This is a genomic window from Pseudomonas sp. GW821-FHT02B10 (assembly GCF_059421865.1).
Genome location: NZ_JBWKVU010000003.1, coordinates 345,135 through 364,665 on the forward strand (window position 1 = coordinate 345,135; position 19,531 = coordinate 364,665).

Below are 19,531 nucleotides of genomic sequence, written 5' to 3' on the forward strand. Positions count from 1 at the left end.
ATATGACTGATCAGCGCAAAGGCAGCGATGCCGAACCCACCACTCACTTCGGCTTCAAAAACGTTCCGGAAAGCCAGAAGGCGGAAAAAGTCGCTGAGGTGTTCCACTCGGTAGCCGCCAAGTACGACCTGATGAACGACGTACTGTCCGGTGGCATGCATCGCCTGTGGAAACGCTTCACGATCGAATTGTCCGGCGTTCGCCCCGGTAATCGGGTGCTGGACATTGCCGGCGGCACCGGTGACCTGACCCGCAAGTTTTCCCATCTGGTGGGCCCTACCGGCCAGGTGGTTCTGGCCGACATCAACGCCTCCATGCTCAAGGTCGGTCGCGACCGCCTGCTCGACAAGGGCGTGGCCGGCAACATCGAGTTCGTTCAGGCCGACGCGGAAAAACTGCCGTTCCCGGACAACCATTTCGACGTCGTGACCATCGCCTTCGGCCTGCGCAACGTGACCCACAAGGAAGATGCCCTGCGCTCGATGCTGCGGGTACTCAAGCCCGGTGGCCGCCTGCTGGTGCTGGAATTCTCCAAGCCGACCAACGCCCTGATGTCCAAGGTCTACGACGCCTACTCGTTCGCCTTCATGCCACTGGCCGGCAAGCTGATCACCAACGACTCGGAAAGCTATCGCTACCTGGCCGAATCGATCCGCATGCACCCGAATCAGGAAACCCTGAAGTCGATGATGGTCGAGGCCGGTTTCGATCGCGTGACCTACCACAACATGACCGCGGGCATCGTCGCCCTGCACCGCGGCATCAAACCCTGATGTTGTTCAGCGGCCTGCTCGCCAGCGTCGAACACGGCCTCAACCGTGTACTGCGTCTCGACAGCACGGCTTTGCCACGCTTGCAGCCTTTGAACGGCAAGGTCATTGCCGTCGATTGCCGCAGCCCGAGCGTGCAGTTGTTCGTCATTCCCGGCGATGAGGGCCTGACCCTCGCCACGCATTGGGCCGCCGACGCCGACTGCACCCTGCGGGCGCCGGCCTCGAGCCTGGTGCGCCTGGCCCTGAGCCAGGACAAGACCGCGGTGCTGCACGGTCCCGAGGTCGAGCTGGAAGGCGACAGCGGCGTGCTGCTGGAACTGGCGGCCGTCCTCCAGGACCTGGAGCTGGACTGGGAATACGAACTCTCGCGCTGGCTCGGCCCGGTGGCCACCCAGCTGTTCAGCGGCCATATCCGTAGCCGCGCGCGCTGGTATCGCCAGGGTTTCGCCAGCCTGAACCAGAACCTTGCCGAATACCTGGCCGAAGAGTCGCGCACCCTGGTGGGCCAGCGCGAAGCCGAAGCCCGTTTCAGCGAACTGGACCGGGTCAAGCTCGACCTGGAACGCCTCGAGGCGCGCTTCGAGCGCCTTTCCCGATCCCTTGACCCAAGCGATAACGCATGAAGCTGCTTGCCGTCCGCCGTTTGTTGCGCATCCAGCGCGTCGTGATCCGCTACCGCCTCGATGACCTGCTGTTCGCCCTGCCGCTGCCCTGGTTCCTCCTGGCGCTGCGCTACGCCTTGCCCTGGCGCTGGTTCCCGCGCAAGCCACTGGAGCTAAGCCGCGGCGCGCGCCTGCGCCTGGCCTTGCAGGACCTGGGACCGATCTTCATCAAGTTCGGGCAGATTCTCTCGACCCGCCGCGACCTGCTGCCCGAAGACATCGCCGACGAGCTGATGCTGCTGCAGGACCGCGTACCGCCCTTCGACTCGAAGAAGTCGGTGGCGCTGATCGAGGAACAATTGGGCAAGAAAATCAGCGAGGTGTTCAGCCGCTTCGATATCGAGCCCCTGGCCTCCGCCTCGGTGGCGCAAGTCCATGCCGCCCAGCTCAAGAGCGGCGAAGAAGTGGTGGTCAAGGTCATCCGCCCAGGCCTCAAGCCGGTCATCGCCCAGGATCTGGCCTGGCTGTTCATCCTCGCCCGCGCCGCCGAGAAGGTCTCGGCCGACGCCCGCCTGCTGCACCCGGTGGACGTGGTCAGTGACTACGAAAAGACCATCTACGACGAACTCGACCTGTTGCGTGAAGCGGCCAACGCCAGCCAGCTCAAGCGCAACTTCGAAGGCTCGCCACTGCTCTACGTGCCGCAGGTCTACTGGGACTGGTGCCGGCCGAAAGTGCTGGTCATGGAACGCATCTACGGGATCCAGGTAACCGACCTGGCCACCCTCGCCGACCAGCGCACCGATATGAAAATGCTCGCCGAGCGCGGCGTGGAAATCTTCTTCACCCAGGTGTTCCGCGACAGTTTCTTCCACGCCGACATGCACCCGGGCAACATCTTCGTCAGCACCGTTCAGCCCTGGAGCCCGCAGTACATTGCCATCGACTGCGGCATCGTCGGCAGCCTGACCCCTGAAGACCAGGACTACCTGGCCCGCAACCTGTTCGCGTTCTTCAAGCGCGATTACCGGCGCGTGGCGCAGTTGCACATCGATTCGGGCTGGGTGCCGGCAGAGACCAAACTCAACGAATTCGAAGCGGCGATCCGTACCGTGTGCGAGCCGATCTTCGAAAAACCGTTAAAGGATATTTCCTTCGGCCAGGTGCTGATGCGCCTGTTCCAGACCGCTCGCCGCTTCAACATGGAAGTGCAGCCGCAGCTGGTGCTGCTGCAAAAGACCCTGCTGAACATCGAAGGCCTGGGCCGCCAGCTGTACCCGGAGCTGGACCTGTGGAACACCGCCCAGCCGTTCCTCGAACGCTGGATGCGCGAGCGCGTCAGCCCGAAAGCCTTGCTGGGCAACCTGCACAGCCAGGTCGAGCAACTGCCGCACCTGGCCAACATGACCCGCGACCTGCTCGAACGCATGTCCCAGCGCCATGCCCAGGACCCTTCGCCGCCCTGGAAACGGCGCAAGGACGACTGGTTCCTGCGTCTTCTCGGCGCGGCGCACCTGGGCGGTGGCGCGATCCTCGCGGCCGGCGGACCGCTGAACGGGCTGGGTCACTGGCCGGCTGGAATCATGATTGCCGTGGGCTTGTATCTGGTCGTGCGCCGATAGCCAGCCGGGCTAGCGGCTGGCACACTGTTTCCCATCGCCGAGGCTCGACGAGCGCGTCGAGCCCTGTTGTCGGAGTCGAAGATGAAAGATTGGCTGGACGAGATCAAATGGGACGCTGACGGCCTGGTGCCAGCCATCGCCCAGGATCACAAGACCGGGCGCGTGCTGATGATGGCCTGGATGAACCGCGAGGCGCTGAGCCTGACCGCTGCCGAAAACCGTGCCATCTACTGGTCACGTTCGCGTGGCAAGCTATGGCGCAAGGGAGAAGAGTCCGGGCATGTGCAAAAGCTCCATGAAATGCGCCTGGACTGCGATGCCGACGTCATCATCCTGATGGTCGAACAGATCGGCGACATTGCCTGCCATACAGGCCGCCAGAGCTGCTTCTACCGCGTTTATGAAAACGGCGACTGGAAAACGGTCGATCCGGTACTCAAAGACCCGCACGCGATCTATCAAGCAGGACACTGAACATGAGCGATACCCTGACCCGTCTGGCCCAGGTGCTGGAAGAGCGCAAAGGCGCCGCCGCCGACACTTCCTATGTCGCCAGCCTGTACCACAAGGGCCTGAACAAGATTCTGGAAAAAGTCGGCGAGGAATCGGTGGAAACCATCATCGCCGCCAAGGACGCCGCCCACAGCGGCGACTGCAGCGATGTGATCTACGAAACCGCCGACCTGTGGTTCCACACCATGGTCATGCTCGCCCAGCTGGGGCAGCATCCGCAGGCCGTTCTCGATGAACTGGACCGGCGCTTCGGTTTGTCCGGACACGCCGAGAAAGCCTCGCGTCCGTCCGCCTGAACATCATTTAGAGAGGAAACGCAGCATGGGCATTTTTGACTGGAAACACTGGATCGTCATCCTGGTTGTCGTGGTGCTGGTGTTCGGCACCAAGAAACTGAAAAACCTCGGCACCGACGTCGGCGAATCGATCAAGGGCTTTCGCAAGGCCATGAACGACGACGAAAAACCCGCCGAACCCGGCGTGCCACCGACCGCACAGCCTGCTCCGCCGGTCCAGCCGCAAAGCGCTCCGTTGAACCAGCCGCACACCATCGACGTGCAGGCGCAAAAAGTCGAAGAGCCGACCCGCAAAGACTCGTGAGCACTGACTAATGTTTGGTATCAGCTTCTCTGAACTGCTGCTCGTCGGCCTGGTGGCCCTGCTGGTGCTCGGCCCCGAGCGTCTGCCGGGTGCCGCGCGCACGGCAGGCCTGTGGATCGGCCGCTTGAAGCGCAGCTTCAATGCGATCAAGCAGGAAGTTGAACGGGAAATCGGTGCCGATGAAATTCGTCGGCAACTGCACAACGAACACATTCTGTCGCTGGAACAGGAAGCGCGGAAGATCCTCAATCCGACCCTGCAACAGCCGACACCGGTCGAGCCCGTGGCCGAGCAGAGCATTCATGCGCCCGCCGCGGCGCCTGAAGCGCCAGCCAGCGCGACCACGGCGAGCCCCACTGCCGCAACTGCACCGGCCGAACCGGCTGCGCCCGTGACAACGCCTGTCACGCCAGCCCCCCACGACCCTACTTTGCCGCCGCGAGCCCCATGAGCGATATTCCGGAAAACGACCAACATATGCCGCTGGTGTCGCACCTCACCGAGTTGCGCACCCGGTTGCTGCGCTGCGTGGCGGCGATCTTCCTGATCTTCGGCGGGTTGTTCGCCTTCACCCAGCAGATCTACACCATCGTCTCCACGCCGCTGCGCCAGTACCTGCCGGCGGGCGCAACGATGATCGCCACCGACGTGGCGTCGCCGTTCCTGACCCCGCTCAAGCTGACAATGATGGTCTCGCTGTTTCTGGCGATCCCGGTGATCCTGCACCAGATCTGGGGTTTCATCGCCCCCGGCCTGTACAAGCATGAAAAGCGTATCGCCGTACCGCTGCTGGTCTCCAGCATCCTGTTGTTCTACATCGGCATGGCCTTCGCCTACTTCCTGGTGTTCCCGCTGATCTTCAAGTTCTTCGCCGCGGCCACCCCGGCCGGCGTGGAAATGATGACCGACATCACCAGCTACCTCGACTTCGTCATGACCCTGTTCTTCGCCTTCGGCGTGGCGTTCGAGATCCCGGTGGCGGTGGTGCTGCTGGTGTGGATCGGCGTGGTCAACGTCGCCTACCTGAAGAAGATCCGCCCGTACGTGATCATCGGCTGCTTCGTGGTCGGCATGATCCTGACCCCGCCGGACATTTTCTCCCAGACCTTGCTGGCAGTACCGATGTGGCTGCTGTTCGAGATCGGCATCCTGTTCGGCAGCCTGATCAGCAAGCGCGGCGACCATCCGGACGACCAGCCGGCTGAAGACCACAACGACCAGCCGCCAGCGACCCAAGCGTGAACCTGCTGCTGCTCGAGGAGGCCGACTTCATCGCGGCCGACCGGGTGATCCTGCGCGATCGCCGCCTGACCCACATGCAGGAAGTCCATCGTGCTGCGGTAGGCGACAGCCTGCGGGTCGGCCGTATCGGCGGCCTGATGGGCTCGGCCGAACTGCTGCGCCTGGAGCCCGGGGAGGCCGAACTGCGAGTCAGCCTCGACCAGCCGCCGCCGACCAAGCTGCCCCTGACCCTGGTGCTGGCCCTGCCCCGTCCGAAAATGCTCCGCCGCGTGCTGCAAACCGTCGCCGCCATGGGTGTGCCCCGGCTGGTGCTGGTGAACAGCTATCGGGTCGAGAAAAGCTTCTGGCAAACCCCTTTCCTCGAACCCGAGGCGATTCGCGAGCAACTGATTCTTGGCCTGGAACAGGCCCGCGACAGCGTGCTGCCGGAAGTGGTCATCGAAAAGCGCTTCAAACCTTTCGTCGAAGACCGTCTGCCAGCGCTGGTCGAAGGCACCCTCGGCCTGGTCGGCCATCCCGGCCAGTACCCGGCCTGCCCTCGCGGCCTGGATGAGCCGGTGACCCTGGCCATCGGCCCGGAAGGCGGCTGGATCCCCTACGAAATCGACCTGCTGGGTAAGTCCGGCCTGCAACCGGTGCAGCTCGGCGAGCGCATCCTGCGGGTCGAAACCGCCGTCACCGCCCTTCTCGCCCGCCTCTTCTAAATTAGCCCCACTACTCGTAGGAGCGAGGCTTGCCCGCGATAGCGCTGTGCCTGACACGGCACCATCGCCGGCAAGCCTCGCTGCTGTTGCACGGATGCTTCAGATTAATCTGACGCAGCCGATAGCCTTGGTACAAAACCTATTAATAGCCCAAGGGAGTTCGCGGCATGTACCGTTGGTTAGCCCAGAGTCTGGGAAATGTGAGCGTCAACCTCAAACTCGGCGTTGGCTTCGGCCTGGTGCTGCTACTGACCCTGTTGATCACCGCGACCGGCTGGTTGGGCCTGGGCAATGTGATCGAGCGCGGCGACAAGCTGGGCTACATCTCCAGCCTCAACGAGCTGACCAAGGACCTGCGCAACGCGCGCCTGGACTATGAAATGCGCCGTGGCGAACAAGGCCCGGGACCGGTCAGCGAGTTGCTGACCAAGCTCGACGAAGGCTTGCAAAGCGCACGCAAGATGCTGGAAATGCCTGAAAGCATCGCCATGATCGACCAGCAGATCGCCGCCGTCAGCGAGTACAAGCTGGCCTTCGCCGACATGACCCGCGCCACCGCCAGCCGTGAAGCCGCCCGCGCCAAACTGGGCGCCACCGCCGATAACGCCGTGGCCCGGGTAGCCGAAGTGGAGAAATCCATGCTGCAGGGCGACAGCGTGGCGCAGTTCAATAGCGTCATCGACCTGAGCAAACTGATCCAGCAGGCGCGTTTCCAGGTCCGCGGCTACACCTACAGCGGCAAGGCCGAGGCCGAGCAGCCGGCGCTGGACGCCATCGACAATGCCCTGAACAACCTCGCCAGCCTGCCGGCCAAGCTGCCGGAACAGCACCTGGCCAACCTGCAACAGGCCACCGACGCCCTGAAAGGCTATCGCTCGGCGGTCAGCGACTTCCGCGACTCCCAGGTGGCCAGCGCCGCCGCCCTCAAACGCATGGCGGCCCAGGGCGACCGCCTGATGGACGTCAGCAAGCAACTGACCGCCGCGCAAACTCACAAACGCGACAGCGACGCCGCCCAGGCCAGAAGCACCCTGGCCATCGTCACCGCGCTGGCCCTGCTGTTCGGCCTGGTTGCCACCTGGAGCATCACCCGGCAGATCGTCATCCCGCTGCGCCAGACCCTCAAGGTGGTCGAGCGTGTCGCTTCGGGCGATCTCAGCGAGAACCTGCAGGTCGAGCGGCGCGACGAGCTCGGCCAGCTGCAACGGGCCATGCAACGCATGACCCTGAGCCTGCGCGAGCTGATCGGCGGCATCAGCGATGGCGTCACCCAGATTGCCAGCGCCGCCGAGCAGCTGTCGGCGGTGACCGAACAGACCAGCGCCGGGGTCAACAGCCAGAAAGTCGAGACCGACCAGGTCGCCACCGCCATGAATGAAATGGCCGCCACGGTCCAGGAAGTCGCGCGCAACGCCGAAGAAGCCTCGGAAGCGGCGGTCGCCGCCGATCAGCAGGCCCGCGAAGGCGACAAGGTGGTCGGCGAGGCCATCGCACAGATCGAGCGCCTGGCCGCCGAGGTCGGCAACTCCACCGCCGCCATGGGCCACTTGAAGCAGGAAAGCGACAAGATCGGCAGTGTGCTCGACGTGATCAAGTCGGTCGCCCAGCAGACCAACCTGCTGGCCCTCAACGCCGCCATCGAAGCCGCCCGCGCGGGCGAAGCCGGTCGCGGTTTCGCCGTGGTCGCCGACGAGGTACGCAGCCTGGCGCAGCGCACCCAGAAGTCCACCGAGGAGATCGAGGAGCTGATCGTCGGCCTGCAGAACGGCACCCAGGAAGTGGCCAACATCATGGACAACAGCCGCAGCCTGACCGACAGCAGCGTCGAACTGACCCGCCGTGCCGGTGGCTCGCTGGAAAACATCACCCGCACCGTCTCGGCGATCCAGGCGATGAACCAGCAGATCGCCGCCGCGGCCGAACAGCAAAGCGCTGTGGCCGAGGAAATCAACAGAAGCGTGCTGAACGTGCGCGACGTGTCCGAGCAGACCTCGGCAGCCAGTGAAGAGACAGCGGCCTCCAGCGTCGAGCTGGCGCGCCTGGGGACCCATTTGCAGACCCTGGTCGGGCGCTTCCGGGTTTGATCCGCACCCTGTAGCCGCTGCCGCAGGCTGCGATCGCCCCGAAGGGGCGCAGCGATCTCAAGGCCGTCAGATGTTCGGCCTGAGATCGGGAACCAAGGCCCTTCGGGCCTTATCGCAGCCTTCAGCAGCGGCTACAGGGCGTATTGCCAAACAGGGTATCGGGGTGGGTTACAGGACCTGACGCAAAAACGCCTGGGCCCGCGGGTCTTTGGGCGCATCGAAGAACGCCGCTGGCGAGGCGTCTTCCAGCAGTTTGCCGTGATCGAAGAACAGCACCCGATCCGCCACCTCCCGGGCGAAGCCCATTTCGTGGGTCACGCAGACCATGGTCATGCCTTCCAGGGCCAGGGTCTTCATCACATCCAGCACTTCGCCGACCATTTCCGGGTCCAGCGCCGAAGTCGGCTCGTCGAACAGCATGACCTTGGGTTCCATGGCCAGCGCCCGGGCGATGGCCACGCGCTGCTGCTGGCCGCCAGAGAGCCGCGACGGGAATTCGTTGGCCTTCTGCGCGATACCGACCTTCTCCAACAACGCCAGGGCCTTGGCCTCGCGCTCCTGCTTGCCGCGCTTGCGCACCACCTTCTGCGCCAGGCAGAGGTTTTCCAGCACGGTCATGTGCGGGAACAGGTTGAAGTGCTGGAACACCATGCCGACTTCGCGGCGATAGGCATTCACATCGGTCTTCGGATCGGCCAGTTGCAGGCCGTCGATGCTCACCGAACCGGAATCGAACTGCTCCAGACCGTTGAGGCAACGCAGGAAGGTCGACTTGCCGGAACCGGACGGACCGATCACCACCAGCACTTCGCCCTTGGCCACGCGGGTGGTGACGTTATCCACCGCGCGGACCACCTGGCCCCGGGTGTCGAAGACTTTTACCAGATCGCGAACTTCAATCACTTTGCGCGAGCCTCCGCTCAAGCCGGCTGGCCATCTTCGACAGCGGCAGGTTGATCAACAGGTACAGGGCCGCCACGCAGAACAGGATCTCGAACGGCGAGAACGAGGTGGTGATGACTTCACGTCCGCTCTTGAGCAGCTCGGTGATGGCGATCACCGATACCAGCGAGGTGTCCTTCACCAGGCTGATGAACTGCCCGGCCAGCGGCGGCAGCACGCGCTTGAAAGCCTGTGGCAGCACCACATGGCGCATCGACTGGCTGGCGTTCAGGCCCAGGGAACGGGCCGCTTCATTCTGGCCGCGAGCGATCGACTGCACGCCGGCGCGGACGATTTCCGCCACATAAGCACCGGTGAACAACGAGAGCGCGGCGATCCCGGCGAACTCGCGGGACAGGTTCAGCACCGTGCCGATGAAGAAATAGAAAATGAAGATCTGCACCAGCAGCGGCGTGCCGCGTACCAGTTCGACATAGATGGTCGACAGATCGCGCAGGGTCGGGTTGTTCGACAGCCGGCAAAGCCCGGTCGCCAGGCCGATGAACAGCCCCAGCACCCCGGATACCACCGACAGCCACAAGGTGGTCCACAGGCCCAGCAGCAGCGGTCCGGCCGCCCAGTGACGGGTCACGCCGATCACATCACCTTCGGCCACATCGTCGCCACGGGCAACTTGCAGGCTGTTCTCGTCGACCGTCAGCTGTTGCTCGTCGCCCGCGTCGTTGCGCAGCGTGACTTCGGCCTTGCCGCCTTTGCGCACCAGCTCGCTGACGGTGGAGATGTCCGCCGCCCGCTGCGATTCCTCGGCCTGGTAGGCGAAGTACTGTGGTACGCGGTTCCAGCGCCACTCGTAGGACATCAGCGAGGTGGCGTAGTACAACGCGCCGGCCAGGCCGATCAGCACCAGCACGGTCAGTACGTGCCAGGGCCATTGGGCTTTTTTATGTTTGATCACTTTGCAGGTTCCAGCCGTTTGCAGCGGGGAGGTTCGGTATTGCCGATCAGGACGCCATCGCGAGCAGGCTCGCTCCTACAGGGATTGCATGAATCCGTAGGAGCGAGGCTTGCCCGCGAATGGGGGCGACTCGGTCTGTCTGACCGAGTGTTATTCCATGTCCTTGAGCCACTCGGTGCTCTTGAACCACTTGTCATGGATGCGATCGTAGGTGCCGTCTTCGTGGATCTGGTGCAGGAAGTTGTTGATGAAGTTGAGGCTGTCGTAGTCCCCCTTCTTCAGGCCGAACGCCAGGGGCTCGTAGGTGAACGGCTTGTCGAGGAACGTAAGCTTGCCGTTGCCGACCTTGCTCAGCGCCACCACGTTGTACGGGGCGTCGTAGATGAAGGCGTCGGCCTTGCCGTTGACCACGTCGAGCACGGCTTCCTGCTCGTTGTCGTAGCCGTGGTACTTGGCCTTGGCAATCAGCTTCTTGGCGACCATTTCGCCAGTGGTGCCCAGCTTGGAGGTGATGCGGTAATCGGCGCTGTTCAGGTCTTTATAGGACTTGATGGTGCCTTCCAGCTCCTTGCGGATCAGCAGGGTCTGGCCGACCACGATGAAGGGTTCGCTGAAGTTCAGGCGCAGGTTGCGTTCCTGGGTCAGGGTCATGCCGCTGCCGATCATGTCGAACTTGTCGGTCAGCAGGGCCGGGATGATGCCGTCGTAGCCGGTGGAAACCAGCTCCAGCTTGACGCCCATGGCCTTGGTCATGGCCTTGAGGATGTCGACCTCGAAACCGATGATCTCGCCGCGCTTGTTGGTCATCTCGAACGGCATGTAGGTCGGGTCCATGCCGACTTTCAGCGTGCCGCGCTTGACCGCATCATCGATGGCGCCAGCCTGGGCTGCATTGACCGCCAGCATTGCCGTGACGCCGAGCAGCAGCATCGAGAGATACTTCTTCATCTTCAAGTCCCCTGAACCCATTTTATTGTGAGGTGAACCCGCGGCCGGTTTTCCCTTGGAAAACCGGCAGATACGGACACCATGGGCCCGCTCGCGGCAATTCGGGGTGCGATGCTAACTCACCCGCCTATTTGCACAAGGGCTTGACCAGGATTTGTTGTTACAGAGCGGACGACAAAAAACGGACGCCACAAACAACAACGCCCTTGAGAGCACTCTCAAGGGCGTTGTCATCAGGCCGGTTGGGCGATTGTCGTTGGCGGTCGCAACGGCAACAACGGTGCATGAGGATCTTCATCCACCGATTGCCGCCAGGCGCTCAGCCAGTCGGCGTGGCCTTCGCTCCAGACCTGCTCGTGCAGGCGGGCCAGGGCCACCGGATCGCTCAGCAGCGCCAGGCGCTCGCCGTTGTTCAGCGCCGCCGGCCCGACTTTCAGGGCATGGCGGACACGTTCGATACGCAGCCACTCGATCGGCTCGGCCAGGCCGTGCCGGGACGTTGCCAGGGCACAGGCCAGGGCGTTCTGCTGCGGATCGACCACTGCCCGGATGAAACCGTCGTTCAGCGCATGCCAACGGTTTTCATGGGTGTACTGGTCGGTGGACAGCAGTTCCTGGGGCGGCGCGTATTCCTCGGGGATCAGGAACAGGCTTTCGTCACGGGACTTCAGGCCCAGGCCGACGCGACTGGAAATCACCGACACCGGGATCGACAGCATCAGCGAACCGACGATCGGCACCAGCCACCAGAGGAAGCTCGGGTTCAGCCAGATCACCAGCAGCGCCCAGCAGAAGCCCAGCAGGGTCTGCGGACCATGGCGGCGCACCGCTTCGCTCCACGGCGTAGAGTCGTCGTCACGTTGTGGCGAGTTCCAGGTCGCGGCCCAGCCCAGGAACGCGGCCAGCACGAAACGGGTGTGGAAGATCATCCGCACCGGCGCCAGCAGCATGGAGAACAGCATTTCCAGCAGCATCGACAGGGTCACCTTGAACTTGCCGCCGAACTCTTTCGCGCCCTTGGCCCAGATCAGGATGATGCTCAACAGCTTCGGCAGGAACAGCAGCACGATAGTGGTCGAGAACAGCGCGATCGCCTTGTCCGGATGCCATTGCGGCCACAGCGGATACAGCTGGCGCGGCTCCAGGAAGTACTGCGGCTCCATCAGTGTGTTGACCGCCAGCAGCGCCGTCGACAGCACCAGGAAGAAGAACCACAACGGCGCCGACAGGTAGGACATCACCCCGGTAAGGAACACCGCACGGTGCACCGGGTGCATGCCCTTGACCAGGAACAGGCGGAAGTTCATCAGGTTGCCGTGGCACCAGCGCCGGTCGCGCTTGAGCTCGTCCAGCAGGTTCGGCGGCAGCTCTTCGTAGCTGCCCGGCAGATCGTAGGCAATCCACACGCCCCAGCCGGCGCGACGCATCAGCGCCGCTTCGACGAAGTCGTGGGACAGGATCGCACCGGCGAAGGCGCCTTTACCGGGCAACGGCGCCAGGGCGCAGTGCTCGATGAACGGCTTCATGCGGATGATCGCGTTATGGCCCCAGTAGTGGGATTCGCCCAGCTGCCAGAAGTGCAGGCCGGCGGTGAACAGCGGGCCGTAGACGCGGGTGGCGAACTGCTGCATGCGCGCATACAGGGTGTCCATGCCCGAGGCTTTCGGCGCGGTCTGGATAATACCCGCGTCCGGTGTGGCCTCCATCAGGCGCACCAGGCTGGTCAGGCATTCGCCGCTCATCACGCTGTCGGCGTCGAGCACCACCATGTACTTGTAGTCGCCACCCCAACGGCGGCAGAAGTCGTCGAGGTTACCGCTCTTGCGCTTCACCCGACGGCGGCGACGGCGATAGAAGATCTTGCCGAACCCCTTGGTTTCGCGGCAGACGTCCAGCCAGGCCTGTTGCTCGGCCACGCAGATATCGGTCTCGTTACTGTCGCTGAGCACGAAGAAGTCGAAGCGGTCCAGGTCACCAGTGGCCGCGACCGACTCGAAGGTCGCCCGCAAGCCGGCGAATACCCGCGGCACGTCTTCGTTGCAGATCGGCATGACCAGCGCGGTACGGGCATCCTTGGGGATCGGCTCGTTACCGGCGCTTTTGCCGGAAATGCGGTATTTGTCATGCCCGGTGAGCAGCTCAAGGAAGCCCATCAGCGCGGTCCAGAAACCGGCCGAGACCCAGCAGAACAGGATGCCGAACATGATCAGGATGCTGGTCTGCAGGGCATACGGCAGTACCTGGGTGGCGGTCTGCATCAATGGCTGATGCATGACTTCTTCCAGGTCGACGAACGACCAGCCCTGGTACGGCATGATGCCTTTCATGTACCAGCCGGCGACGATGGTCTGGCCAAGCATCAGCAGCAACAGGATGTAGCGACGGATCGAACCGACGGTGCGCCAGCGGGCGGCCGGCAGCACGTTCTGATCTTTCGGTGGCTGCGGCGGATTGGTCCGACCGGTCAGGCGCCGCCAGCCACGCACCAGGATATTGGTGCGCCATGGCTCGGGAACCACCTTGGTCCGACGGATCGGCGGCGTGGCCTTGAGGCAAACGCGACCGCTGGCGTCGAGCGCCAGCATCTCGGCATCGATCAGCTCCTCGGCGGAACCCAGGGTCAGCCGGCGGCCCACCGAGGCCTGGGCGGCATCGGCGGGCGCGTCGAACGTCGACGACGACAGGCGTTCGTGCAGTTCACTGAAGGACTTGCAGCCCGCGAGTTCCGCGCGCTGCTCATCGGTCATTGGCAGGTGCGCCAGATACTCGGCAAGAGTCTCTGGCTGTACTTGAGCGTTACTCATCGGCAGGCAACTGGTAGCTCCAGGTCTCGGTCAGGACTTGCTCGGTCGGGACAGATTCCGGTGTGGCTGGGGCCGCCTCGGCAGCCGCAGGCTGCTTGGCGTCTTTGTGGTTCTTGGCGTCCTTGGCCGGCTTGGCGTCGGCTTGCTTGGCATCCGCCTCTTTCTTCTCCTGCTGCTTGGCGGCGACTTTGTCGGCCTTGGCAATGGAGGCGCTGGAGGCTGGCGACACGGCCTTGGCCGGCTCGACAGGGGTGGCGTTCTTGACCAGGGCCGCGCGCATCTCGGTGGATTTGCTCGGGTCCTTGATCTTCATCCGCAGGGTCAGGCGCCAGCCCTTGGTTTCAGGGTTGTAGCGCACGCTGTTTTCCACCAGCTCGGCGTTGTCGCCGACACTGACCTGGCTGCGCACCTCGGTGTCTTCCGGCAATGCCGCCAGGGATGGACCTTCGAAGTCCACCAGGTAGGCCACGCTGCCGTCCGGTTGGCGGATCAAGTTGGATTGCTTGACGTCACCGGTGGAGCGCAGGGTCTGCTCGACCCAGGAGCTGTCCGGCGAATGCAGGGAAGCTTCGTCCATGGTCCAGTGCAGGCGATAGGCGAAATCGAACGGCTGGCCTGGCTCAGGCTGCTTTTCCGGGCTCCAGAACGCCACGATGTTGTCGTTGGTTTCGTCCGCGGTCGGGATCTCTACCAGGTCGACGGTGCCTTTGCCCCAGTCGCCCTTCGGCTCGATCCAGGCGCTTGGACGCTTGTCGTAGCGGTCGTCGAGGTCTTCGTAGTGGCTGAAGTCGCGGCCACGCTGCAGCAGACCGAAACCACGCGGGTTTTCCACCGAGAAGTTGCTCACGGCCAGGTGTTTCGGGTTGTTCAGCGGACGCCAGATCCACTCGCCGTTGCCGGCATGGATCGACAGGCCGCTGGAATCGTGCAGCTCGCGACGGTAGTTGAGGACTTTCGACGGCTGGTTGGCGCCGAACAGGAACATGCTGGTCAGCGGGGCGATGCCCAGCTTGCCGACCTTGTCACGCAGGAACATCCGGGCCTTGACGTCGACGATGGTGTCGCTGCCCGGACGCAGGGTCAGGCGATAGGCACCAGTGGCGCGCGGCGAATCCAGCAGGGCGAAGATCACCAGGTGCTTGTCGGTCGGCTTGGGTTGCTGGATCCAGAATTCGGTAAAGCGCGGGAATTCCTCACCGGACGGCAGCGCGGTGTCGATGGCCAGGCCACGGGCCGACAGACCATAGACGTGCCCCTTGCCGACGACGCGGAAGTAGCTCGCGCCGAGCATGGTCATGATTTCGTCCTGCTTGTCCGCCTTGTTGATCGGGTACAGCACGCGAAAGCCCGCATAACCGAGCTGCTCGGTGGCCTTGGGATCGAACTTGAGGTCGCCGAAGTCGAAGCGAGTCGAGTCGTATTTGATCTCTTCGACGGTGTTCGTGGTGATTTCGTTGATTTTCACCGGCGTGTCGAAATGCATGCCCTGATGATAGAAGGACAGCTTGAATGGGGTTTTCTGCTTGGCCCACTCGGCCTTTTCAGGCAGGAAGCGGATTTTCTGATAGTCCGCGAACTTCATCTCACGAAATTCGTTCGGCAGGTTACTGCGCGGAGCCTCGTACTTCTGCCCGGCCAGATCCTTAGCCTTGGCCGATACATCATCCAGATTGAATGCCCAGAGTTGGCCGGCGCTAAGCAGGCAAAGCAGTGCAGAGCCTGTCACCAGTGCGTTTCGTAACCGTTTGGCAGACAATTTTGGTGCATTACAGGGACTAACAATCACGAGCAACCCTCGCCGAAAACAGATCAAAAAACCAACGGCCAGCTATCTATATGCCAGGTTGGCGAGCATTGTTCCGACTCCGATGGGGCTAAATGATTCCCCAAACGGTCCCGAACAAGTCTCTACCTAAGTCAAAAACGGACCAACGAACGCTGATCCCCGTAGCGCGCGATTATCTAGTAGCCCGCGTTACAACGCATCAGGGGCGACCAAGTATTTATCGCGAAAAACGCCTATTTTCGGCCGGTTCCGGCCGAAAAAGATGTTTCAAGCACTTTCAGGTCTGTAACAGGAAGGTTACCGGGCCATCATTGACCAGATGGACCTGCATATCCGCCCCGAAGCACCCTGATGCTACTTTGCCATGCAACTGTTGCGCCTTGCATAACAGATAATCAAAAAGTTCTTCACCGAGGGCCGGCGGTGCCGCCGTGGAAAAGCTCGGGCGCAGGCCGTTCTTGGTGTCCGCGGCCAGAGTGAACTGCGAGACCAGCAGCAAACCGCCGTCCACATCGGCCAGGGACAGGTTCATCTTGCCCTCGGCATCACTGAATACCCGATAGTTAAGCAGCTTGTGCAGCAGTTTGTCGGCACTGGCCCGAGTGTCCTCGGGCTCCACCGCCACCAGCACCAGCAAACCCTGGTCCACCGCCCCGACGATTTCCCCCGCCACTTCGACCCGCGCGCCACGCACGCGCTGCAACAGCCCCTTCATGCTTCTTCGGGCGGCAGGTCGAGCAGGCGCCGGGCCATCTGATCAGCGGCACGCACCAGCGCATCGGTGATGCCCGGTTCGGACGCAGCGTGACCGGCATCGCGGATCACCTGCAGCTCGCTGTTCGGCCAGGCCTGATGCAATTCCCAGGCATTGTCCAGCGGGCAGATCACGTCGTAGCGACCATGCACGATCACGCCCGGCAGGTGGGCGATCTTGCCCATGTCGCGAATCAGCTGGTTCGGCTCGAGGAACGCATGGTTGGTGAAGTAGTGGCATTCGATCCGGGCAATCGACAGCGCGCGCTGCGGCTCGGAGAAACGATCGACCACCAGCGGGTTCGGCCGCAGGGTCGCGGTCCGCCCTTCCCAGATCGACCAGGCCTTGGCCGCATGCATCTGGGCGATCTGGTCGTTGCCGACGAGACGCTTGTGGAAGGCGCTGAGCAGGTCGTCGCGCTCGTCCAGCGGGATAGGCGCCACGTAGTCCTGCCAGTAGTCGGGGAACAGACGGCTGGCACCGGCCTGGTAGAACCATTCGATTTCCTGCGGACGGCACAGGAAGATCCCACGCAAAATCAGACCATGAACACGTTCAGGATGGGTTTGTGCATAAGCCAGGGCCAGGGTCGAACCCCAGGAGCCGCCGAACACCACCCATTTTTCGATGCCCAGGTGCAGGCGGATCCGCTCGAGGTCGGCGACCAGGTCCCAAGTGGTGTTGTTTTCCAGGCTGGCGTGCGGGGTGGAGCGCCCGCAACCACGCTGGTCGAAGGTGATGATGCGGTACAGGTTCGGGTCGAAGTAACGGCGACTCTGGGCATCGCACCCGGCTCCCGGGCCACCGTGGATGAACACTACCGGCAAGCCTTCCGGGGATCCGCTCTCATCGACATACAGTACATGGGGTTCGTCGACAGCCAGATCGTGCCGGGCATAGGGTTTGATCTGCGGGTACAAAGTCTGCATTGCGCGCTCCGTAAGGGGTCGAGGTCATCCCTGGGGGGACTTCAATTATTCTGCCGTCCGGCATCATAAACCCGAATTACGCAATGAGCATGTCCTTGGAGACATTAGGGTTGTTTGCGCGTTTTGCGTTGTTGTCGAAGGGCTTGCTGCAGACAGACTCGCTCCTGTAGCCGCTGCCGCAGGCTGCGATCGCTCCCGAAGGGAGCGCAAGGTCTGAAGGACGTCGAAGGCCTTCGGCCTTATCGCAGCCTGCGGCAGCGGCTACAGGGCTTCCTGTCGGCTTCAGCGCCCGTAACGCTTCTGCCCCCAGGCCAGCAGCCCTTGCAGCAGCTGCTTGAGCACCACCTGGGTCGGCGCCGCCAGATCGTCGCGGTAGCGGAACGGCTCGAACTCTTCCATATAGGTGCTCTGCGCCAGCTCCAGCTGCACGGCATGGATGTTCTCGGCCGGGTTGCCGTAGTGCCGGGTGATATGGCCGCCCTTGAAACGGCCGTTGAGCACATGGCTGTAGTCGGCATGGCGGGCGCAGATCGCTTCCAGCTGGCTGGCCAGTTCGGCATCACAGCTGGCGCCATTGAAGGTGCCCAGGTTGAAGTCCGGCAGCTTGCCTTCGAACAGATGCGGGATCAGCGAGCGGATCGAGTGCGCATCGAACAGCAAGGCATAGCCGAACTCGGCCTTCAACCGTGCCAGCTCCTGCTGCAAAGTGCCGTGATAAGGCGTCCAGACCTTCTCCAGGTAAGTCGCCCGCTCCTGCTTCGACGGCTCCAGCCCCTCACGGAACAGCGGCACGCCATCGAACAGCGTGGCCGGGTACAACCCGGTGGTGGCACCGACATAGAGAGGCTTGTCGTCGGATGGGCGATTGAGGTCGATGACGAAACGCGAATACTCGGCCGCCAGGGTGCTGACGCCCAGCTCCTCGGCGAACGCGTAGAGCTGGGGAATGTGCCAGTCGGTATCCGGCAGGCTTTGCGCCTCGGGGATCAGCCCGGCCTCGACCGCCGGTGTCAGGCGCAGGCCAGCGTGGGGCATGCTGATCAGCAGCGGCACCCGGCCTTGTTTGAAGTTCAGAACCTTATCCACAACCCTTCTCCTATAAATCCACTTCAACGCCGTGGCGCACGACGCGTTTTTCCAGGTCACCGCCCAGCCAGTAGGCCAGGTCGGCGGGACGATCGATCTGCCAGGCGACGAAGTCCGCCACCTTGCCGACCTCCAGCGAACCGTGGGTCTGTTCCATGCCCAGCGCGGTGGCCGCATGCAGGGTCACACCGGCCAGGGCCTCTTCCGGGGTCATACGGAAACAGGTGCAGGCCATGTTCAGCATCAGGCGCAGGGACAGCGCCGGCGAAGTGCCGGGGTTGAGGTCACTGGCCACGGCGATCTTCACCCCGTGCTTGCGCAGCGCCTCCATCGGCGGCAACTGGGTTTCGCGCAGGAAATAGAACGCGCCCGGCAGCAGCACGGCGACGGTGCCGGCCTCGGCCATGGCGACGGCGTCCTCCTCGGTCATGAACTCCAGATGGTCGGCCGACAGCGCGTGATAACGCGCTGCCAGGCTGGAGCCATGCAACGACGACAGCTGCTCGGCGTGCAGTTTCACCGGCAGGCCAAGCTTGTGCGCGGCGATGAACACCCGCTCCACCTGCTCCGGCGAGAACGCCAGGTATTCGCAGAACGCATCCACCGCGTCCACCAGGCCCTCGGCCGCCAGGGCCGGGAGCATTTCGTGGCAGATGTGCTCGATGTAGTCGTCCGAGCGCTCGGCGTATTCCGGCGGCAAGGCGTGGGCCGCCAGGCAGGTGCTACGCACACTGACCGGCAGCTCGGCGCCCAGGCGCCGGATCACCCGCAGGATCTTGCGTTCGCTGGCCAGGTCCAGGCCGTAGCCGGACTTGATCTCGACGCTGGTCACACCGTCGCGCAGCAGGCTTTTCAAGCGCTTGCGGGCGCTGTCGAACAGTTCGTCCTCGCTCGCCGCGCGGGTGGCCCGCACGGTGCTGGCGATACCGCCACCGGCGGCGGCGATTTCGGCGTAGCTCACCCCTTGCAGGCGTTGCTCGAATTCGCCGCTGCGGTTGCCGCCGAATACCGTGTGAGTGTGGCAGTCGATCAGGCCCGGGGTGACCCAGGCCCCCGCCAGGTCATGCAGCTCGGCATAGTTACCAGCCGGGACCTGATCGCGCGGGCCGATCCACTCTATGAGCGCTCCTGACGTCACGATGGCGGCATCCTCGATGATCGAGTAAGCACCTTGCGCCATGCTTGCGACGTGACAGTGTTGCCAGAGAGTTTTCATCCGAGGACTC

At 63.2% G+C, this 19,531-nt stretch carries 19 protein-coding genes and 1 pseudogene; 11 read left to right on the top strand and 9 right to left on the bottom strand.

What is annotated here, in order from left to right; genetic code table 11:
• Positions 1-2: 2 nt before the first annotated feature.
• The 11 genes and pseudogenes from ubiE to AC07VU_RS09020 all read left to right on the top strand — a co-directional run bounded on the left by ubiE (position 3) and on the right by AC07VU_RS09020 (position 8,140).
• On the top strand, positions 3-773 hold the full coding sequence (gene ubiE, locus AC07VU_RS08970; protein ID WP_007925879.1) for a bifunctional demethylmenaquinone methyltransferase/2-methoxy-6-polyprenyl-1,4-benzoquinol methylase UbiE: 771 nt from the start codon (positions 3-5) through the stop codon (positions 771-773).
• Positions 773-1,396: a ubiquinone biosynthesis accessory factor UbiJ gene (locus AC07VU_RS08975; RefSeq protein WP_007925880.1), complete on the top strand. Its 624-nt coding sequence runs from the start codon at positions 773-775 to the stop codon at positions 1,394-1,396. Before ubiE ends, AC07VU_RS08975 begins: the two co-directional genes overlap by 1 nt.
• Positions 1,393-2,997 carry a ubiquinone biosynthesis regulatory protein kinase UbiB gene (gene ubiB, locus AC07VU_RS08980; protein ID WP_277587692.1) on the top strand — a complete coding sequence of 535 codons (1,605 nt, stop codon included), beginning with the start codon at positions 1,393-1,395 and terminating at the stop codon, positions 2,995-2,997. The genes AC07VU_RS08975 and ubiB overlap by 4 nt, the downstream gene beginning before the upstream one ends.
• 81 nt (positions 2,998-3,078) lie before the next feature.
• The gene (hisI, locus tag AC07VU_RS08985; protein WP_007925882.1) at positions 3,079-3,471 is read left to right on the top strand and encodes a phosphoribosyl-AMP cyclohydrolase; all 393 of its coding nucleotides are present in this window, start codon (positions 3,079-3,081) and stop codon (positions 3,469-3,471) included.
• A 2-nt stretch (positions 3,472-3,473) separates the two neighbouring features.
• Positions 3,474-3,806, top strand: a complete 333-nt coding sequence (locus tag AC07VU_RS08990; RefSeq protein WP_007925883.1) for a phosphoribosyl-ATP diphosphatase — start codon at positions 3,474-3,476, stop codon at positions 3,804-3,806.
• A gap of 25 nt (positions 3,807-3,831) precedes the next feature.
• On the top strand, positions 3,832-4,110 hold the full coding sequence (locus tag AC07VU_RS08995) for a twin-arginine translocase TatA/TatE family subunit (protein WP_007925884.1): 279 nt from the start codon (positions 3,832-3,834) through the stop codon (positions 4,108-4,110).
• 10 nt (positions 4,111-4,120) lie between these two features.
• Positions 4,121-4,561 carry a Sec-independent protein translocase protein TatB gene (gene tatB / locus AC07VU_RS09000; RefSeq protein ID WP_274305300.1) on the top strand — a complete coding sequence of 147 codons (441 nt, stop codon included), beginning with the start codon at positions 4,121-4,123 and terminating at the stop codon, positions 4,559-4,561.
• Positions 4,558-5,352 carry a twin-arginine translocase subunit TatC gene (tatC, locus tag AC07VU_RS09005; protein ID WP_053259344.1) on the top strand — a complete coding sequence of 265 codons (795 nt, stop codon included), beginning with the start codon at positions 4,558-4,560 and terminating at the stop codon, positions 5,350-5,352. The genes tatB and tatC overlap by 4 nt, the downstream gene beginning before the upstream one ends.
• Positions 5,349-6,056 (top strand): 16S rRNA (uracil(1498)-N(3))-methyltransferase, encoded by a 708-nt coding sequence (locus tag AC07VU_RS09010; RefSeq protein WP_009041803.1) that lies wholly within the window; start codon positions 5,349-5,351, stop codon positions 6,054-6,056. Before tatC ends, AC07VU_RS09010 begins: the two co-directional genes overlap by 4 nt.
• A gap of 167 nt (positions 6,057-6,223) precedes the next feature.
• Positions 6,224-7,285, top strand: a pseudogene (locus AC07VU_RS09015) (methyl-accepting chemotaxis protein); the annotation flags it as partial.
• 141 nt (positions 7,286-7,426) lie between these two features.
• Positions 7,427-8,140 carry a methyl-accepting chemotaxis protein gene (locus AC07VU_RS09020; protein ID WP_371858163.1) on the top strand — a complete coding sequence of 238 codons (714 nt, stop codon included), beginning with the start codon at positions 7,427-7,429 and terminating at the stop codon, positions 8,138-8,140.
• A gap of 168 nt (positions 8,141-8,308) precedes the next feature.
• On the opposite strand, the gene AC07VU_RS09025 is transcribed toward AC07VU_RS09020, so the two are convergent.
• The 9 genes from AC07VU_RS09025 to hutI form a co-directional block, all read right to left on the bottom strand.
• A complete protein-coding gene (locus AC07VU_RS09025; RefSeq protein WP_087089752.1) occupies positions 8,309-9,043 on the bottom strand; it encodes an amino acid ABC transporter ATP-binding protein in 735 nt (244 codons plus the stop codon).
• Positions 9,036-9,995, bottom strand: a complete 960-nt coding sequence (locus tag AC07VU_RS09030) for an amino acid ABC transporter permease (RefSeq protein WP_371858164.1) — start codon at positions 9,993-9,995, stop codon at positions 9,036-9,038. Before AC07VU_RS09030 ends, AC07VU_RS09025 begins: the two co-directional genes overlap by 8 nt.
• A 153-nt stretch (positions 9,996-10,148) precedes the next feature.
• A complete protein-coding gene (locus AC07VU_RS09035) occupies positions 10,149-10,946 on the bottom strand; it encodes a transporter substrate-binding domain-containing protein (RefSeq protein ID WP_053259340.1) in 798 nt (265 codons plus the stop codon).
• Between the two features lie 233 nt (positions 10,947-11,179).
• Positions 11,180-13,750 (bottom strand): glucans biosynthesis glucosyltransferase MdoH, encoded by a 2,571-nt coding sequence (gene mdoH / locus AC07VU_RS09040; RefSeq protein WP_037034706.1) that lies wholly within the window; start codon positions 13,748-13,750, stop codon positions 11,180-11,182.
• Entirely contained in the window at positions 13,743-15,536 is a 1,794-nt protein-coding gene (locus AC07VU_RS09045) for a glucan biosynthesis protein G (protein ID WP_007925899.1), read from the bottom strand. The genes mdoH and AC07VU_RS09045 overlap by 8 nt, the downstream gene beginning before the upstream one ends.
• A gap of 277 nt (positions 15,537-15,813) precedes the next feature.
• Complete coding sequence (gene dtd / locus AC07VU_RS09050; protein ID WP_457275472.1) at positions 15,814-16,251, bottom strand: D-aminoacyl-tRNA deacylase; 438 nt, start codon at positions 16,249-16,251, stop codon at positions 15,814-15,816.
• Entirely contained in the window at positions 16,248-17,219 is a 972-nt protein-coding gene (pip, locus tag AC07VU_RS09055) for a prolyl aminopeptidase (protein ID WP_007925901.1), read from the bottom strand. The genes dtd and pip overlap by 4 nt, the downstream gene beginning before the upstream one ends.
• A 282-nt stretch (positions 17,220-17,501) precedes the next feature.
• Positions 17,502-18,305 (bottom strand): N-formylglutamate deformylase, encoded by an 804-nt coding sequence (gene hutG / locus AC07VU_RS09060; protein ID WP_495029749.1) that lies wholly within the window; start codon positions 18,303-18,305, stop codon positions 17,502-17,504.
• Positions 18,306-18,315: 10 nt separating this feature from the next.
• Positions 18,316-19,521 (bottom strand): imidazolonepropionase, encoded by a 1,206-nt coding sequence (gene hutI, locus AC07VU_RS09065; RefSeq protein ID WP_274305295.1) that lies wholly within the window; start codon positions 19,519-19,521, stop codon positions 18,316-18,318.
• Between the last annotated feature and the right edge of the window lie 10 nt (positions 19,522-19,531).

Bases quoted from the DNA above. Each gene is read 5' to 3' on its own strand.
- AC07VU_RS08990 (WP_007925883.1), top strand. From the start codon at position 3,474: ATGAGCGATACCCTGACCCGTCTGGCCCAGGTGCTGGAAGAGCGCAAA.
- dtd (WP_457275472.1), bottom strand. From the start codon at position 16,251: ATGAAGGGGCTGTTGCAGCGCGTGCGTGGCGCGCGGGTCGAAGTGGCG.
- AC07VU_RS08995 (WP_007925884.1), top strand. From the start codon at position 3,832: ATGGGCATTTTTGACTGGAAACACTGGATCGTCATCCTGGTTGTCGTG.
- tatC (WP_053259344.1), top strand. From the start codon at position 4,558: ATGAGCGATATTCCGGAAAACGACCAACATATGCCGCTGGTGTCGCAC.
- ubiB (WP_277587692.1), top strand. From the start codon at position 1,393: ATGAAGCTGCTTGCCGTCCGCCGTTTGTTGCGCATCCAGCGCGTCGTG.
- ubiE (WP_007925879.1), top strand. From the start codon at position 3: ATGACTGATCAGCGCAAAGGCAGCGATGCCGAACCCACCACTCACTTC.
- hutI (WP_274305295.1), bottom strand. From the start codon at position 19,521: ATGAAAACTCTCTGGCAACACTGTCACGTCGCAAGCATGGCGCAAGGT.
- AC07VU_RS08975 (WP_007925880.1), top strand. From the start codon at position 773: ATGTTGTTCAGCGGCCTGCTCGCCAGCGTCGAACACGGCCTCAACCGT.
- pip (WP_007925901.1), bottom strand. From the start codon at position 17,219: ATGCAGACTTTGTACCCGCAGATCAAACCCTATGCCCGGCACGATCTG.
- mdoH (WP_037034706.1), bottom strand. From the start codon at position 13,750: ATGAGTAACGCTCAAGTACAGCCAGAGACTCTTGCCGAGTATCTGGCG.
- tatB (WP_274305300.1), top strand. From the start codon at position 4,121: ATGTTTGGTATCAGCTTCTCTGAACTGCTGCTCGTCGGCCTGGTGGCC.
- AC07VU_RS09020 (WP_371858163.1), top strand. From the start codon at position 7,427: ATGAATGAAATGGCCGCCACGGTCCAGGAAGTCGCGCGCAACGCCGAA.
- hisI (WP_007925882.1), top strand. From the start codon at position 3,079: ATGAAAGATTGGCTGGACGAGATCAAATGGGACGCTGACGGCCTGGTG.
- AC07VU_RS09035 (WP_053259340.1), bottom strand. From the start codon at position 10,946: ATGAAGAAGTATCTCTCGATGCTGCTGCTCGGCGTCACGGCAATGCTG.